The following is a 15,973-nucleotide window of genomic DNA, read 5'->3' on the forward strand; positions in this document are numbered from 1 at the left end:
GGAGCTGCCGAAGGCTGCGATCTTTTGATTCCGGGTTACTCGTGGTCTTCAAGGTATTGCAGGGCCATCCGTTCGGTGGCGACCTTCACCGGCGGCAGCAGGTGCGGTGCCACCAACATCATGATCTGGTACACGACCAAACGAACTTCGCCCTCACGATCCAGAATCCGCTGATAATCCAGCGAAAACAGCAGCGTCATGGTGATCTGCTCCACCAACTGCCCCAACGCCTGGGTATCACTGACCAACTGCCCCGCCGCCTTCAACCGCGCCAGCAACGACGCCAGCGTACGCTTTAGCGCGTTGAGCAGATGACGAATCCCCTTGGCCAGTTTCGGCAACCGCCCGGCCAGGTTCGACAAGTCCTGAAACAGGAACCGATACTGCGCCAACCGCTCCACAATCAAATGCAAAAACAGCCAGTAATCCTCCGGTGCCAGTTCCACATCCGATGGAGGATCAAGCAGCGGCGCCAGTTCATTCTGGAAGCGTTCGAACAGCCCGAGAATCAGCGGTTCCTTGCCGTGGAAGTGGTAGTAGAGGTTGCCCGGGCTGATGCCCATTTCGTTGGCAACTTCCATGGTGGAGACGTTCGGCTCGCCCTTTTCGTTGAACAGTTGCAAAGCACATTCGAGAATCCGGTCGCGGGTTTTCATCCAGTCTTCTTAGAAAAGTTCGGTTAAGCGTCAGCGCACGCGCACGTAGGTACCGGGCGCTGCCTCCATCGGTGGATAGTTCGGGTTGCCGAGGGTGAACGAGGTTTCGTGCTGCGCGCCGGAGCGTTGCTGTATCCATTCCAGCCATTGCGGCCACCAGCTGCCGTCGACGTGTTTGGCGTCGTAGTACCAGGCGCGCGGGTCGCTGCTCATCTTGGCGTTCTCGACGTACGCGGCTTTCGGGTTGCTCGGCGGGTTGAGAATGCTCTGCACATGGCCGCTGTTGGACAGCACAAAGCGTCGGTCACCACCGAGCAGCAAGGTCGAGCGATACACCGCATCCCACGGCGTGATGTGGTCGTTCATGCCGGCGACGCTGAAGCTGTCGACGGTGACTTTCTGTAAGTCGATCGGCGTGCCGCACACCTCAAGTCCACCCGGGTGGGTCAACGGGTTGTGCTTGAAGAAGTCCAGCAAGTCACCGTGAAACGCGGCGGGCAGGCGGGTGTTGTCGTTGTTCCAGTAGAGAATGTCGAAGGCCGGCGGCTCTTTGCCCAACAGGTAGTTGTTGACGAAGTAGCTCCAGATCAAATCGTTGGGCCGCATCCACGCGAAGACTTTGGCCATGTCGCGACCGTCGAGCACGCCTTTCTGATACGAGCGACGCTTGGCCGCTTCGAGGGTTTGTTCATCGGCAAACAGCGTGGCCGAGGTTTCGATTTCGCTGTCGAGCAGGCTGACCAGATAGGTCGCACTGGAGACCCGGCGCAGCTGCCGCTTGGCCTGCAAATGTCCTTGCAGGGCGGCGATGGTCAGTCCGCCAGCGCAAGCGCCCATCAGATTGACCTCGCGGGCGCCGGTGATCGCCCGGCAAATATTCATCGCCTCTTCCACGGCTTCGACGTAGGTCGACAGGCCCCATTCGCGATGGCGCACGTCAGGGTTGCGCCAACTGATCATGAACGTCTGCAAACCGTTTTTCAGCGCGTACTGGACGAAGCTGTTCTGCGGGCTCAGGTCGAAAATGTAGTACTTGTTGATCTGCGGCGGCACCACCAATAGCGGCTTGGCGTACTGCTTTTCGCTCATCGGTTTGTACTGGATCAGCTCAAGCATCTCGTTGCGAAACACCACCGAGCCGGTAGTGGTGGCGACGGTTTTGCCGACTTCAAAAGCCTGCTTGGTCACTTGCCGTGGCAAGCCGTCGTTGTGCAATAAGTCATCGAACAAATGACTGAGACCGCGCACCAGACTGTGGCCGCCGGAGTTGAACAGCTCCTTCACTGCCAGCGGATTGAGCAAAGTGTTGGACGGCGCCACCGCGTCGTTGAGCAGGGTGAAGGCGAAGTGCGCGCGGGCGCGGTCTTCCGGGTTCATGTCGCTTTCGTCGATCCAGCTTTTGACCTGTTTCTGCCAGGCCAGATACGCCTGCAGGCTACGCCGGTAAAACGGATTGAGGCTCCACGCCGGGTCAGCGAAACGGCTGTCGTTCGGATTGGTCGGGTGCAGGGTTTCACCGAGCAGGACGCGGCCCAACTGGCCGCCGAGCTTCAAGGCGTGTTTCGCGCTGTGCACCGGGTTACGCAAACCGTGGGCGGCCACGCTGCGCAGGGTCGAGAGCAAGTCGCGACCGCGCAATCCGGTGATCGCACTCTGTGCGTTAATGAACACGGCGGGGCTGGGCACCACGCCCGTCGCTGGTTTGTCGCGCATGACTCAACACTCCTTCGTCTTCAGGCCAAAAACACACTCACCGAACCAGAACACCATAGACGCTGTTACGGGTTGCTGCTTGCGTGGCGTCCTGCCACGAATTGCGGGTAAAGCCCTGCATAAAGCCTGCCGCTGACCTTAGCCGCCGAGCGGTGTCGGGTGCGGGTGCATCACGGCGCGCTGACGCTCCTCCTGGAGGAATTTCATGATGATCGGCGCCACGGCTTCGGCGCGGGTGATCAGGAACAGGTGGCCGTCATCGATGATGTGCAGCTGCGCGTTGGGAATGCGCCAGGCGAGCATGCGCATGTTGATCAGCGGGATCAGCGGATCGTCGTCGCCGGCCAGCACCAGCGTCGGCTGATGGATCTTGTGCAGCCAGTGAATGCTCGTCCAGCCGAGGCCGGCGAACAGTTGCCAGTAATAACCGAGCTTGCCCGCCGAACGCACTTTCGCCGCGTGGCTGGCGGCCAGGGTCGGGTCGCGACGGAACGAGCCGCCATAGATCAGCGGTGCGATGCGAATAACGTGCGAGGGCTGAATGTAGCGCCGTGGGCTGGCCATCATCCACAGCACTTTCGGTTTGCCCGGCACCATCACCGCACCGGCAGCGGTCGCCGCCAGCACCAGTTTCTTGCAGCGCTCGGGGTAGTTGTAGGCGAATTGCTGCGCGAGCGCACCGCCCCACGACACGCCGATGACGTTGACCTGCCCGTAGTCGAGGTAATCGAGCATCCGCGCCGTCAGCTTGGCCAGACCGGGAAAACGGTACGGCCGATTAGGCGTCGAGGAGCCGCCGACACCGGGGACGTCGAAAGCGATCACTTCCAGATCCGGATCCAGCGCCGCGACAAACGGAAACACCAGCTCCAGGTTGGCGCCGATGCCGTTGAAAATCAGCAAGGGCGTCAAGTGAGGCTTGCCGGGGCGTACCGCCGTGCGGAGGGTCTGCCCATCCAGATCGACGGTACGGAATATGAACGGTTGCGGCATGCGTCAGGCCCTGTGGATTTCAAGTACACCCGTTCTCCTCTGTCGGCGTGAACCCTGTGGCGAGGGGATTTATCCCCGATCGGCTGCGCAGCAGTCGCAAAATCATCACGCGCGGTTTTTCAGAACTACCGCGTCAGCTGGTTTTGGGGCCGCTTCGCAGCCCATCGGGGATAAATCCCCTCACCACAGTTTCACCCCACAGTTCGGGGAAACGAGGTGTGTCAGTTACCGCTCGTGTACGTATGTGCCCGGCGAAGCTTCGCCCGCCGGATGTGCCTTGTTGCCCAGTTTCAGCGGGGCCTTTTTCAGGTTGCCCGAGCGCTCGGCCTGCCAGGCCTGCCAGTGCAGCCACCAGGAATCGGTATGCTTGGTCGAGTTTTCTTGCCAGTCATCGGCATTCGCGGCCATTTCTTCGCCGGTCATGTAGCGCGATTTCGGGTTGCCCGGCGGATTGAGGATGCTCTGGATGTGCCCGCTGCTCGACAGCACGAACTCCACCTTGCCACCGAACAATTGCGCCGACTTGTAGCAGGACTTCCACGGTGTGATGTGGTCGTTGGTGCCGGCCAGCGAGAAGATATCGGCGGTGACCTGCTTGAGGTCGATCGGCGTGCCGCACACTTCCAGTGCATTCGGGCGGATCAGTGGGTTGTTTTTGAACATCTCGATCAGGTCGCCGTGGAACGCCGCTGGCAACCGGGTGGTGTCGTTGTTCCAGAACAGGATGTCGAACACCGGCGGCTCGTTGCCGAGCAGGTAGTTGTTGACCCAGTAGTTCCAGATCAGGTCGTTCGGGCGCATCCACGCGAAGACCTTGGCCATGTCTTTGCCTTCGAGCACGCCGGCCTGATACGAATGACGCTTGGCGGTCTCCAGGGTCTGCTCGTCGACAAACAGGGCGACGTCGCTGTCCAGCGTCGTGTCGAGCACGCTCACCAGCAGCGTAAGGGAGTTGACCTTCTTCTCGCCGATCGCCGCGTAGTGGCCGAGCAGGGCGGTGCAGGTGATGCCGCCGGAGCAGGCGCCGAGCATGTTGATGTCTTTGCTGCCGGTGATCGCGGTGACCACGTCGACCGCTTCTTTCAGCGCATCGATGTACGTCGACAGGCCCCACTCGCGCTGCGCCTTGGTTGGGTTGCGCCAGCTGACGATAAACGTCTGCACGTTATTGCGCAGGCAGAACCGCGCCAGGCTCTTGTCCGGGCTGAGGTCGAATACGTAGAACTTGTTGATCTGTGGCGGCACCACCAGCAATGGACGCTCGTGGACTTGCTCGGTGATCGGCTTGTACTGGATCAGCTCCAGCACGTCGTTGCGAAACACCACTGCGCCTTCGGTCACGCCGAGGCTCTTGCCGACCTCGAATGCGCCCATGTTGACCTGGCTCGGCATGCCGCCGTTGTGTACCAGATCCTTGGCCAGATGCGAGAGGCCGTCGAGCAGGCTCTTGCCACCGGTTTCGAAGAAACGTTTGATCGCTGCGGGGTTGGCCGCCGAGTTGGTCGGGGCCATGGCTTCGGTCATCAGGTTGATGACGAAGTGGCCGCGCGCGATGTCTTTGGGTGAGAGGTTGCTGTCATCAATCCAGGAGTGGAGTTCCTTGCGCCACGCCAGGTAGGTTTGCAGATAACGTTTGTAGAGCGGGTTCTGGCTCCACGCAGGATCGGCGAAGCGACGGTCATCGCCGGCCGGTTGCAGTTCGGATTTGCCGAACAACACGTTCTTCAGCTCAAGGCCGAAATGGGTCACGTGCTTGACGCTATGGATCGGTTGTTTGATGGCCTGTTTCAGCACCATACGAGCAGAGGCGAGCAGATCCTTTCCACGTAGCCCAACGACAGGATTAAGCCCCAAGGTGTTTTCCGAGGCTTGGTACTTCAAGTCATCGTTATTCTTGTTACTCATCTACGACGCTCCATTGTCCTGAGACGAGTACCCGGTTTTCTGCTGTGCAGTTCCACAGCCAATGCCAGGTACTACTGCTCGGGTGACCGTTAATTCTGCATAGCTGTTTTACAGTCGTAGTGCACTGCAGGGAACTTGCCAGCTCCATTGGTTACCCGAGTTTAATTTTTTTCGCAAGCGGGCCGATCCTCGGCCTCACAGCGGAGCATTCAAACAGATGAAGTTAGAAAATGCCCTCTAAAGAGCGCGAGGCTCGGACTAGAGCATCAGCTTGACGATCGACTCGTCGGGATCGCGGGTTTTTCCGGCAGCTTTGAGCTCGGCGAGATAATCGGCCCAGAGTGCGTCAAAACGTCGCCCCAGCTCGTAGAGGTATTCCCAGGTGAACAGACCACTGTCGTGACCGTCGTCGAAGGTCAGTTTCAGTGCGTACTGACCGGCCGGTTCTACTTTGCTCAGACCGACGTGAATCTTGCCGAATTGCAGAATCGGATTGCCGTGGCCTTGAACCTCGGCGGAGGGAGAATGCACGCGCAGAAATTCGGCGGGCAGGGTGTATTCCTCGCCGGACGCGTATTTGAGCGTCAGGGTTTTCGAGGCCTTGTGCAGTTTGATGTCGGTGGGGATAGTAGTCATTGCAGGTCATCCGACTAGGGGAACACCCTGTAGGAGCTGCCGAAGGCTGCGATCTGTTGATCTTGTCTGTTAAAAATCAAAATCAAAAGATCGCAGCCTGCGGCAGCTCCTACAGGGAAGGTGACCTACAGGATATAACGGGACAGGTCTTCGTTCTCCGCCAATTCGCCGAGGTGGCTGTTGACGTATTCGGCGTCGATCAGAATCGGCTTCTCATCGTGGGTGCTGGCCATGTCGCCGGCGCTGAACGACACCTCTTCGAGCAGACGCTCAAGCAGGGTGTGCAGGCGACGGGCACCGATGTTCTCGGTTTTCTCGTTGACCTGCCAGGCGATCTCGGCGATGCGCTTGATGCCTTCCGGCTGGAACTGAATGTTCAAACCTTCGGTTTTCAGCAGTGCGCAGTATTGCTCGGTGAGCGAAGCGTGCGGTTCGCTGAGGATGCGTTCGAAGTCCGACGGGCTCAGCGCTTTCAGTTCAACGCGGATCGGCAGACGACCTTGCAGCTCAGGCACCAGATCGCTCGGCTTGCTCAGGTGGAACGCACCGGACGCGATGAACAGGATGTGGTCGGTTTTGACCATGCCCAGTTTGGTGTTGACGGTGCAGCCTTCGATCAGCGGCAGCAAGTCGCGCTGCACGCCTTCACGGGAGACGTCGGCGCCGCCGACATTGCCACGCTTGGCGACTTTGTCGATTTCGTCGATGAACACGATGCCGTGCTGCTCAACCGCTTCCAGCGCTTTGGCTTTCAGCTCTTCTTCGTTGACCAGACGCCCGGCTTCTTCGTCACGCACCAGCTTCAGCGCTTCTTTGACCTTGAGCTTGCGCGACTTCTTCTTGCCCTTGCCCATGTTGGCGAACAACGACTGCAGCTGGTTGGTCATTTCTTCCATGCCCGGTGGCGCGGAGATATCGACGCCGGCCACTTCGGCGACTTCGATTTCGATCTCCTTGTCATCCAGCTGACCTTCGCGCAGACGCTTGCGGAACAGCTGACGGGTGTTGGAATCGGAACTTGGCGCTTCTTCATTGCTGAAGCCCATGCGTGCCGGCGGCAGCAGCGCGTCGAGGATACGATCCTCGGCAGCGTCTTCGGCGCGGTGGCGAACGCGGGTCATTTCCTGCTCACGGAGCAACTTGAGCGCCGCGTCGGCCAGATCACGGATGATCGATTCGACGTCACGGCCGACGTAGCCGACTTCGGTGAACTTGGTCGCTTCGACTTTGATGAACGGCGCGTTGGCGAGTTTTGCCAGACGACGGGCGATCTCGGTTTTACCGACACCGGTCGGGCCGATCATCAGGATGTTCTTCGGGGTCACTTCAACGCGCAGCTCTTCAGGCAGCTGCATGCGGCGCCAGCGGTTGCGCAGGGCAATCGCGACGGCGCGCTTGGCATCGTCCTGGCCGATGATGTGGCGGTTGAGTTCGTGGACGATTTCGCGGGGAGTCATGGACATAGTAGTTGACGGTCCTCAAGCAAAAACAAGCCGTGGCACAGGGCCGCGTCAGGCTTATTCAGCGAGATCCTGCTCCTCAATGGTCTGAGTGTGGTTGGTGAATACACAGATGTCGCCGGCGATACCGAGGGCGGTTTCGACGATTTCGCGAGCCGACAGGTCGGTCTTTTTCAGCAGGGCGCTGGCCGCAGCCTGTGCGTAGCCGCCGCCGGAACCCATGGCGATCAGGCCGTCTTCGGGTTCGACCACGTCACCGTTGCCGGTGATGATCAGGGAAGCGTCTTTGTTGGCAACCGCGAGCATCGCTTCGAGGCGGCTCAGGGAGCGGTCGGTGCGCCATTCTTTGGCGAGTTCGACCGCGGCGCGCACCAGGTGGCCCTGATGTTTTTCAAGCTGGCCTTCGAAACGTTCGAAGAGGGTAAAGGCGTCGGCGGTGGCACCGGCAAAACCGGCGATGACCTGACCGTGGTACAGGCGACGAACTTTTTTCGCGTTGCCTTTCATCACGGTGTTGCCAAGAGAAACCTGGCCGTCGCCGCCCATGACGACTTTGCCGTGACGGCGGACTGAAACGATGGTGGTCAAGGGAAGAGTCTCCACACAGCGGGGCGAAAGTGCCTTATGCCCATTCATATGGGGGTGCTGGAGAGGATTTCAACCTTAGTGCCGGAGAAGGGACGAGCGGTGACCAACTGTAGGAGCTGCCGAAGGCTGCGATCTTTTGATCCTGATCTGAAAGCAAAATCAAAAGATCGCAGCCTTCGGCAGCTCCTACAGGAGGTTTGCCTCGCCTGTGGGAGCGGTTTTCTACGGAGGGTCAGCGGCTCTGGCGTTGTTGTAACAACAGATTGCTAAAACCGCTGCCCGCCAGTTGTTTCTGCGCTGTGGTCAGTTGTTCGCGGTTGCTGAACGGGCCGACCAGCACGCGGTACCAGGTTTCATCTTTCACCATGCCCGATTCAACCGCGACCGCCTGGCCGAGCAGGATGATCTGCGCACGCACTTTGTCCGCGTCCGCCTCTTTGCGGAACGAACCGGCCTGGAGGAAGAACTTGGTCACGGGCGCCGCTTTCACCGGTGGTGCCGGTGGCGGGGTGATCCCGGCCAGCGCCGCCTGAGCACGCGCGGTGTCGATTTTCGCCGCTTCCGCCGGGGTCACCGGAGTGGTCGGCACTTGTGGCGTCGGCAGGGTTTTCTCCGGCACGGCGTCGGGCGGCACGATCACTTCCGATTCCGGCAGCAGAGTGTAGAAGTCGTACTTCGGTTTCACAGGCTGGGTCGGGCTCGGCGGGGTCTTGTTGGCCTCGGCGATCTTCGACGCTTTCTGCTGTTGCGCTTGCTCGACTTTCTCACGCTTGACCGTGTCGCTGCCCTTGCCCGGCTCCAGTTTCATCAGAAACACGATGAACGCGCCGACCGTCAGGCCGATGGCCATCCACAGCCAACCCGGAATCGGTTGCTTCGCAGGAGCTTGGTAACGGCTGGCGCCACGCTTGGGTGCAGGTTTTTTCTTGGCAGCCAACTTACATACGCTCCAGAGTTTCCAGACCCAACAGCTCCAGGCCTTGCTTGAGGGTGCGACCGGTCAGCGCGGCCAGACGCAGACGGCTCTGCATCTGGGCCGGCGTTTCGGCGGCGAGGATCGGGCAGTTCTCGTAGAAGCTGGAGAACAGACCGGCAACGTCATACAGATAAGTGCAGAGAATGTGCGGCGTGCCTTTGTCGGACACGTTGTTCAGCACTTCGCCGAACTGCGCCAGTTTCGCCGCTAGCTCGAGTTCGTGCTCGGCTTCAAGAACGATCTGACCGTCGACTTCGCTGAAGTCCTTGCCCAGCTTGCGGAACACACCGGCGACGCGGGTGTAAGCGTAAAGCAGGTATGGCGCGGTGTTGCCTTCGAAGTTCAGCATCAGGTCGAAGTTGAAGCTGTAGTCGCTGGTGCGGTGCTTCGACAGGTCGGCGTATTTCACCGCGCCGATGCCGACGACTTTGGCGATGTTGCGCAGTTCGTCCTCGGCCAGTGTCGGGTTCTTCTCTTTAACCAGGTTGTAGGCACGTTCCTGCGCTTCGGTCAGCAGGTCGATCAGCTTCACGGTGCCGCCGTCACGGGTCTTGAACGGACGGCCATCGGCGCCGTTCATGGTGCCGAAGCCCATGTGTTCCATCTCCATCGGATGGGTCACAAAACCGGCCTTGCGCGCCACGGCGAACACTTGCTGGAAGTGCAGGGCCTGACGCTGATCGACGAAGTACAGCGCGCGATCGGCTTTCAGTTTGCCGCTGCGATAGCGCACGGCCGCCAAGTCAGTGGTGGCATAGAGGTAACCGCCGTCAGCCTTGACGATGATCACCGGCAGCGGGTCGCCATCAGCATTTTTGAATTCGTCGAGGAACACGCACTGGGCGCCGTTGCTCTCGACCAGCATGCCAGCGGCTTTCAGGTCGTTGACCACGTTGATCAGGTCGTCGTTGTAGGCGCTTTCGCCCATCACGTCGGCCATGGTCAGTTTGACGTTGAGCAGTTCGTAGATCTTCTGGCAGTGCGACAGCGAGATGTCCTTGAACTTCGTCCACAGCGCCAGGCAATCAGCATCGCCGGCCTGCAGCTTGACCACCAGGCCACGGGCGCGGTCGGCGAATTCTTCGGATTCATCGAAGCGTTGTTTGGCGGCGCGGTAGAAGTTTTCCAGATCCGACAGCTCGTCGCTGGTGATCGGGTTTTCCTGCAGATACGCCATCAGCATGCCGAACTGGGTGCCCCAGTCGCCGACGTGGTTCTGACGGATCACTTCGTCGCCGAGGAATTCGAGGACGCGGGCCACGCCGTCGCCAATGATGGTCGAACGCAAGTGGCCGACGTGCATCTCTTTGGCCAGGTTCGGTGCTGATAGGTCGACCACGGTGCGTTGCGCCGGGCCGGCCTTGCGCACGCCAACGTGGGCATCGGCCAGCGCGGCGTCGAGGCGCGAGGCCAAAGCCTGGGTGTTCTGGAAGAAGTTGATGAAGCCCGGGCCAGCGATTTCGGCTTTGGTGACATTCTCGTCAGCCGGCAGCGCGGCGATGATTTTTTCCGCCAGATCGCGCGGCTTCATGCCCGCAGGCTTGGCCAGCATCATCGCGATGTTGCTGGCGAAATCGCCGTGGGTCTTGTCACGGGCGTTCTCCACCTGAATCGCCGGCGACAGGCCTTCAGGCAACACACCTTCGTTGACGAGTTGGGTGAGGGCTTGTTGGATCAGCTGGCGAATGGTGTCTTTCATGGTCTTCTCTTTCGACCGCAAGCGCGGCGGCGCATCGATGCGCGGGTGGAAAAACTGGGCATTATCCGTTGCGAAGACGGGCTTGCCAACCTTAGCAGGCAGGATGTGGATATGTGGTGACATTAAAAGCAAAAGATCGCAGCCTGCGGCAGCTCCTACACGGGGATCTGGGTTTTCCTGTAGGAGCTGCCGAAGGCTGCGATCTTTTGATCTTCAATACAAATCGACGGGATCGACATCCAGCGACCAACGCACCGCCCGCCCGCTCGGCATCTGCTCCAGCGCCAACAGCCAACTGGTCAACAATCGGTGCAATGGCGCCCGCGCCGACGCCTGCAATAAAAGCTGCGCACGATAACGCCCGGCCCGTCGCTCCATCGGCGCCGGCACTGGCCCGAGCAATTCAATCCCGCTCAGATTCTGCTCCGCCAGCAAGCGCTCCGCCTCGCTGCACGCCTCATCGAGAAACCCTTCCGCCTGCCCCGGTTTGTGCGCCTCAGCGCGCAACAGCGCCAGATGCGCAAATGGCGGCAGCCCGGCAGCCCGGCGTTCGCTCAAAGCCTGCTCGGCAAAGGCGAAATAACCCTGCTCGGTGAGTTGCACCAATAAAGGATGGTCGGCCAGATGCGTCTGAATAATCACCTTGCCCGGCTCTTCCGCTCGCCCGGCGCGCCCGGCCACCTGCACAATCAACTGCGCCATGCGCTCGCTGGCGCGGAAGTCGCCGGAGAACAGCCCGCCGTCGGCATCCAGAATCGACACCAGCGTCACCCGTGGAAAGTGGTGACCCTTGGCGAGCATCTGTGTGCCGACCAGAATGCACGGCTGGCCCTTCTGAATCGTCGCGAACAGCTGATTCATCGCGTCCTTGCGCGAGGTGCTGTCGCGGTCGACGCGCAGCACCGGATAGTCGGGAAACAGAATCGCCAGCCGTTCCTCGGCGCGCTCGGTGCCGGCGCCCACCGGACGCAAGTCGACCTTGTTGCACTTGGGGCACTGGCGCGGCGTGCGCTCGACGTAGCCGCAATGGTGGCAGCGCAACTCGCCATAACGCTGATGCACGGTCATCCGCGCATCGCAACGCGAACACTCGGACATCCAGCCGCAATCGTGGCACAGCAACGTCGGCGCGAAACCACGACGGTTGAGAAACACCAGCACCTGCTGGCCGTTGGCGAGGGTCTGGCCGATGGCTTGTTGCATCGGCCCGGAAATCCCGCTGTCGAGTGGACGGCTTTTTACATCCAGGCGTAGGAAGCGTGGCTGCTTGGCGCCACCGGCACGCTCATTCAGGCGTAGGAGGCCGTAACGTCCGGTGTAGGCGTTGTGCAGACTTTCCAGCGAAGGCGTGGCGGAGCCGAGCACGATCGGGATGTTTTCCTGCCGCGCACGCACCAGCGCCAGATCGCGGGCGTGGTAGCGCAAACCTTCCTGCTGTTTATAAGAACCGTCGTGCTCCTCGTCGATGATGATCAGGCCGGGATTTTTCATCGGCGTGAACAGCGCCGAACGGGTGCCGATAATAATGTCGGCCTCGCCATCACGGGCGGCGAGCCAGGCTTCGAGGCGCTCGCGATCATTGACCGCCGAGTGCAACAGGGCGATGCGCGCGTTGAAACGTTGCTCGAAACGCGCGAGGGTCTGCGGGCCGAGGTTGATCTCCGGGATCAGCACCAGTGCCTGCTTGCCGGCTTCGAGGGTTTCGCGGATCAACTGCAAATAGACTTCGGTCTTGCCGCTGCCGGTGACGCCGGCCAGCAGGAAGGCGTGATAACTGTCGAAACCGGCGCGAATCGCTTCGTACGCGGCGCGTTGCTCGCTGTTCAGCGGCAGCTCCGGTTGCGCCAGCCAATGTTCATGGCGCAAGCCCGGTGCGTGACGGCGGATCTCGACTTGCACCAGACCTTTGGCCAGCAGCAGGTCGAGGCTGTCTTTGCTCAGCATCAGTTTGCTCAGCAACTGATGGGCGACGCCGTGCGGGTGCTGGGCCAATGTGGCGAGCGCTTCACGCTGACGAGGCGCGCGGGCGATACGCGGATCATCAAGGCTGGCACCGGGGGCGGCTGACCAGAAGCGCTCCTGACGCGCCTCGGCCAGTTCGCCCTGACGCAACAGCACCGGCAGTGCCCAACTCAAGGTGTCGCCGAGGCTGTGCTGATAATACTGCGACGTCCACAGGCACAGCTTGAACAGCGCTGGCGGTAGCGGCGGCGTCGTGTCGAGCAGGGCCAGCGCCGGTTTGAGTTTCTCCACCGGCACTTCGCTGGTGTCAGTGACCTCGACCAGAATTCCGATCATTTCGCGTCGACCGAACGGCACGCGCAAACGCATGCCCGGCTGCAATTGCTCGCGCAGCACGCCGGCCGGTGCTCGATAATCGAACAGGCGGCGCAGGGGCGAAGGCAAAGCGAGGCGCAGAATGGCGTCGGGCACGCGGGGGGATCTCTATCAACAGACGATTAAAGGACTGGCTGCATAACCTGTGGGAGCGAGCCTGCTCGCGAAGGCGGAGTGTCAGGCGACAAAAATGCTGGCTGATGGATCGTCTTCGCGAGCAGGCTCGCTCCCACAGGGTCGGGAGCCTAGCAGACGGTCGGTCTCGGTGACAGCTTGCGTGATTTAAAAGGTCTGGTAGAATCCGCGGCCTAATTACGTGCGGTATTCAACAATAGTGTTGGATGGCGGCACGCAGCCTGAGGAAGACATCATGAAAGCTGATATTCATCCAACATACGAAGTCACCGCAGTTACCTGCAGCTGTGGCAACAAGTTCGAAACTCGTTCGAACCTGGCCAAGCCTCTGGCGATCGACGTTTGCAACGAATGCCACCCGTTCTACACCGGTAAGCAAAAGACTCTGGACACTGGCGGCCGCGTTCAGCGCTTCGCAGACCGTTTCGGTGCTTTCGGCAAGAAGCCTGCTGCTGCAGAGTAAAGTTGAAAGGCCCGATGGGCTTTTCCTCATTGCTGAAAAAGGCGTCCCTTGTGGGCGCCTTTTTTGTGTCTGCGATTTGGCTGTCCGCCGCCCAGGCTTTCTGCCCCACGCCCGTAGGGCTGACCCGCGTCACGGTGCAACGCGTGGTCGATGGCGACACCGTGCGCCTGAGCGACGGGCGCAGTGTGCGGATGATCGGCCTCAATACACCTGAGCTGGGCAAGCAGGGCCGCAGTGACGAACCGTTCGCGGTGGCGGCGCGCAAACGTCTGGAATCATTGGTGGCCGACAGCAATGGACGGCTCGGTTTGCGTCTCGGCAAGCAGACGAAAGACCACTACGGCCGCACGCTCGCGCACCTCTACAGCGCCAGCGGCGCCAATCTTGAAACGCAGATGCTCGCCGATGGCCTCGGCTTTCAGGTCGCGGTCGCGCCGAATATCGATTTGGTTACGTGTCAGCAAGCCGCCGAGCGCACTGCGCGACAGGCTGGCCGGGGTCTCTGGCGGCAGTCGCCGGTGCTGAAAGCGGCGCAGATCCAGCGTTCCGGTTTCGCCGTGGTCAGTGGCCGTGTGAGCAAGGTTCAGCGCAATCGTGGCGGAACCTGGATCGAGTTGCAGGGTGCGCTTGTATTGCGCGTTGCACCCAATCTGGTCGGACAATTCGACAATGCCCGGTTGCAGGCGTTGAAGGGCAAGCAGATCGAGGCGCGCGGCTGGATTGTCGATCGATCACGGCGCGGCGGTTTGAAACAAGGTCAGCCACGTTGGCTACTTCCGCTGACAGATCCTGCAATGTTGCAAAGCGCTCGCTGAAATAAAATTGTAGACATTTTTTCTGTCGATTGTGAACAGTCCAGCCCTTGTGCGCCGTGGCTCTTGGCCCAAAGTCGTAGGGCAGGGCGCTTGACAGGGGTGACCGCTCAGTCTTGTGGGGACTTTGCGAGGCGCGTATCCTCGCTGACCAGTCTGTCCAACAGTAAAAAGCGGAATGCCAAAATGTCTGATCTGAAAACTGCCGCTCTCGAATATCATGCCAATCCTCGTCCAGGGAAGCTGAGTGTCGAGCTCACCAAGGCCACTGCTACCGCTCGCGACTTGTCGCTGGCTTATAGCCCCGGCGTAGCTGAACCAGTGCGTGAGATCGCTCGCGATCCTGAACTGGCCTACAAATACACCGGCAAGGGCAACCTGGTTGCAGTCATTTCCGATGGCACCGCGATTCTCGGCCTGGGTAACCTCGGCCCGTTGGCGTCCAAGCCAGTGATGGAAGGTAAAGGCGTACTGTTCAAGCGCTTCGCCGGCATCGACGTATTCGACATCGAAGTCGACTCCGAAAGCCCGCAAGCCTTCATCGACACCGTAAAACGCATCTCCATCACTTTCGGTGGCATCAACCTGGAAGACATCAAGGCACCAGAGTGCTTTGAGATCGAACGTGCTCTGATCGAGCAGTGCGACATTCCGGTATTCCACGATGACCAGCACGGCACCGCGATCGTGACCGCTGCCGGCATGATCAACGCCCTGGAAATCGCTGGTAAAACTCTGGCTGATGCCAAGATCGTTTGCCTGGGCGCCGGCGCTGCCGCCATCTCCTGCATGAAGTTGCTGGTGAGCATGGGCGCTCGCATCGAAAACATCTTCATGGTTGACCGTACCGGCGTGATCCACTCCGGCCGTGACGACCTGAACCAGTACAAAGCGGTATTCGCTCACGCCACCGAGAAGCGCAGCCTGGCTGACGCTCTGCAAGGTGCTGACGTGTTCGTTGGCCTGTCCGGCCCGAACCTGCTGAGTGCTGAAGGCCTGCTGTCGATGGCGGCCAACCCGATCGTGTTCGCGTGCTCGAACCCGGATCCGGAAATCTCCCCGGAACTGGCACACGCCACCCGTAGCGACGTGATCATGGCGACCGGTCGTTCGGACTACCCGAACCAGGTCAACAACGTACTGGGCTTCCCGTTCATCTTCCGTGGTGCCCTGGACGTTCGCGCCAAGCGCATCAACGAAGAAATGAAAGTGGCTGCCGCCAACGCCCTGCGTGAACTGGCCAAACTGCCTGTTCCACAAGACGTGTGCGACGCCTACGGCGGTGCTCCGCTGGAATTCGGCCGTGAGTACATCATTCCGAAGCCAATGGACAAGCGCCTGATCACCCTGATCTCCGACGCTGTGGCCAAGGCTGCTATCGAGACTGGTGTGGCGACCTTGCCGTATCCGAAGAACTACCCGCTGAAAAGCGTGGATGACGTGTTCAACGGCTAAGCCGTTGTAACGCCTCAACCGAAAGCCCTGACTCGTGAGAGTCGGGGCTTTTTGTTTGGGCAGATCAAAAGATCGCAGCCTTCGGCAGCTCCTACATGAATATCGCACTCCCCCTGTAGGAGCTGCCGAAGGCTGCGATCTTTTG

Annotated in this window: 13 protein-coding genes; 3 read left to right on the forward strand and 10 right to left on the reverse strand. The window is 60.3% G+C overall.

Features of this window, described 5'->3' with window-relative positions:
* Positions 1 to 35 precede the first annotated feature (35 nt).
* The 10 genes from AD669_RS01545 to AD669_RS01590 form a co-directional block, all read right to left on the reverse strand.
* Positions 36 to 656, reverse strand: coding sequence for a TetR/AcrR family transcriptional regulator (locus tag AD669_RS01545; RefSeq protein WP_008080633.1), 621 nt, complete (start codon positions 654 to 656; stop codon positions 36 to 38).
* A gap of 30 nt (positions 657 to 686) precedes the next feature.
* Entirely contained in the window at positions 687 to 2,369 is a 1,683-nt protein-coding gene (phaC, locus tag AD669_RS01550; protein WP_053116635.1) for a class II poly(R)-hydroxyalkanoic acid synthase, read from the reverse strand.
* Between the two features lie 138 nt (positions 2,370 to 2,507).
* Entirely contained in the window at positions 2,508 to 3,362 is an 855-nt protein-coding gene (phaZ, locus tag AD669_RS01555) for a poly(3-hydroxyalkanoate) depolymerase (protein ID WP_053116636.1), read from the reverse strand.
* 225 nt (positions 3,363 to 3,587) lie between these two features.
* Positions 3,588 to 5,267, reverse strand: coding sequence for a class II poly(R)-hydroxyalkanoic acid synthase (gene phaC / locus AD669_RS01560; protein ID WP_053116637.1), 1,680 nt, complete (start codon positions 5,265 to 5,267; stop codon positions 3,588 to 3,590).
* A gap of 258 nt (positions 5,268 to 5,525) precedes the next feature.
* Positions 5,526 to 5,903: a gamma-butyrobetaine hydroxylase-like domain-containing protein gene (locus AD669_RS01565; protein WP_053116638.1), complete on the reverse strand. Its 378-nt coding sequence runs from the start codon at positions 5,901 to 5,903 to the stop codon at positions 5,526 to 5,528.
* Between the two features lie 125 nt (positions 5,904 to 6,028).
* Positions 6,029 to 7,366, reverse strand: a complete 1,338-nt coding sequence (gene hslU, locus AD669_RS01570) for an HslU--HslV peptidase ATPase subunit (RefSeq protein WP_053116639.1) — start codon at positions 7,364 to 7,366, stop codon at positions 6,029 to 6,031.
* Positions 7,367 to 7,420: 54 nt separating this feature from the next.
* Positions 7,421 to 7,951, reverse strand: a complete 531-nt coding sequence (gene hslV / locus AD669_RS01575) for an ATP-dependent protease subunit HslV (protein ID WP_016984593.1) — start codon at positions 7,949 to 7,951, stop codon at positions 7,421 to 7,423.
* Positions 7,952 to 8,183: 232 nt separating this feature from the next.
* Positions 8,184 to 8,888, reverse strand: coding sequence for an SPOR domain-containing protein (locus AD669_RS01580; protein WP_053116640.1), 705 nt, complete (start codon positions 8,886 to 8,888; stop codon positions 8,184 to 8,186).
* Position 8,889: 1 nt separating this feature from the next.
* Positions 8,890 to 10,626 (reverse strand): arginine--tRNA ligase, encoded by a 1,737-nt coding sequence (gene argS, locus AD669_RS01585; RefSeq protein ID WP_053116641.1) that lies wholly within the window; start codon positions 10,624 to 10,626, stop codon positions 8,890 to 8,892.
* A 213-nt stretch (positions 10,627 to 10,839) separates the two neighbouring features.
* A complete protein-coding gene (locus AD669_RS01590) occupies positions 10,840 to 13,059 on the reverse strand; it encodes a primosomal protein N' (RefSeq protein WP_053116642.1) in 2,220 nt (739 codons plus the stop codon).
* 274 nt (positions 13,060 to 13,333) lie between these two features.
* Between AD669_RS01590 and rpmE the strand changes: the two genes are divergently transcribed.
* The 3 genes from rpmE to AD669_RS01605 all read left to right on the forward strand — a co-directional run bounded on the left by rpmE (position 13,334) and on the right by AD669_RS01605 (position 15,828).
* Entirely contained in the window at positions 13,334 to 13,561 is a 228-nt protein-coding gene (gene rpmE / locus AD669_RS01595; RefSeq protein ID WP_053116643.1) for a 50S ribosomal protein L31, read from the forward strand.
* 14 nt (positions 13,562 to 13,575) lie between these two features.
* Positions 13,576 to 14,376 carry a thermonuclease family protein gene (locus AD669_RS01600; RefSeq protein ID WP_053116644.1) on the forward strand — a complete coding sequence of 267 codons (801 nt, stop codon included), beginning with the start codon at positions 13,576 to 13,578 and terminating at the stop codon, positions 14,374 to 14,376.
* A 183-nt stretch (positions 14,377 to 14,559) separates the two neighbouring features.
* Positions 14,560 to 15,828 carry a malic enzyme-like NAD(P)-binding protein gene (locus AD669_RS01605; protein ID WP_053116645.1) on the forward strand — a complete coding sequence of 423 codons (1,269 nt, stop codon included), beginning with the start codon at positions 14,560 to 14,562 and terminating at the stop codon, positions 15,826 to 15,828.
* Positions 15,829 to 15,973: the final 145 nt, after the last annotated feature.

Source organism: Pseudomonas sp. P1.31 (genome assembly GCF_001269815.1).
GTDB classification, from domain to species: Bacteria; Pseudomonadota; Gammaproteobacteria; order Pseudomonadales; family Pseudomonadaceae; genus Aquipseudomonas; species Aquipseudomonas rustica.

Coding starts and splice junctions, on each gene's coding strand:
- AD669_RS01545 (WP_008080633.1), bottom strand. CDS start 656: ATGAAAACCCGCGACCGGATTCTCGAATGTGCTTTGCAACTGTTCAAC.
- phaC (WP_053116635.1), bottom strand. CDS start 2,369: ATGCGCGACAAACCAGCGACGGGCGTGGTGCCCAGCCCCGCCGTGTTC.
- phaZ (WP_053116636.1), bottom strand. CDS start 3,362: ATGCCGCAACCGTTCATATTCCGTACCGTCGATCTGGATGGGCAGACC.
- phaC (WP_053116637.1), bottom strand. CDS start 5,267: ATGAGTAACAAGAATAACGATGACTTGAAGTACCAAGCCTCGGAAAAC.
- AD669_RS01565 (WP_053116638.1), bottom strand. CDS start 5,903: ATGACTACTATCCCCACCGACATCAAACTGCACAAGGCCTCGAAAACC.
- hslU (WP_053116639.1), bottom strand. CDS start 7,366: ATGTCCATGACTCCCCGCGAAATCGTCCACGAACTCAACCGCCACATC.
- argS (WP_053116641.1), bottom strand. CDS start 10,626: ATGAAAGACACCATTCGCCAGCTGATCCAACAAGCCCTCACCCAACTC.
- rpmE (WP_053116643.1), top strand. CDS start 13,334: ATGAAAGCTGATATTCATCCAACATACGAAGTCACCGCAGTTACCTGC.
- AD669_RS01600 (WP_053116644.1), top strand. CDS start 13,576: ATGGGCTTTTCCTCATTGCTGAAAAAGGCGTCCCTTGTGGGCGCCTTT.
- AD669_RS01605 (WP_053116645.1), top strand. CDS start 14,560: ATGTCTGATCTGAAAACTGCCGCTCTCGAATATCATGCCAATCCTCGT.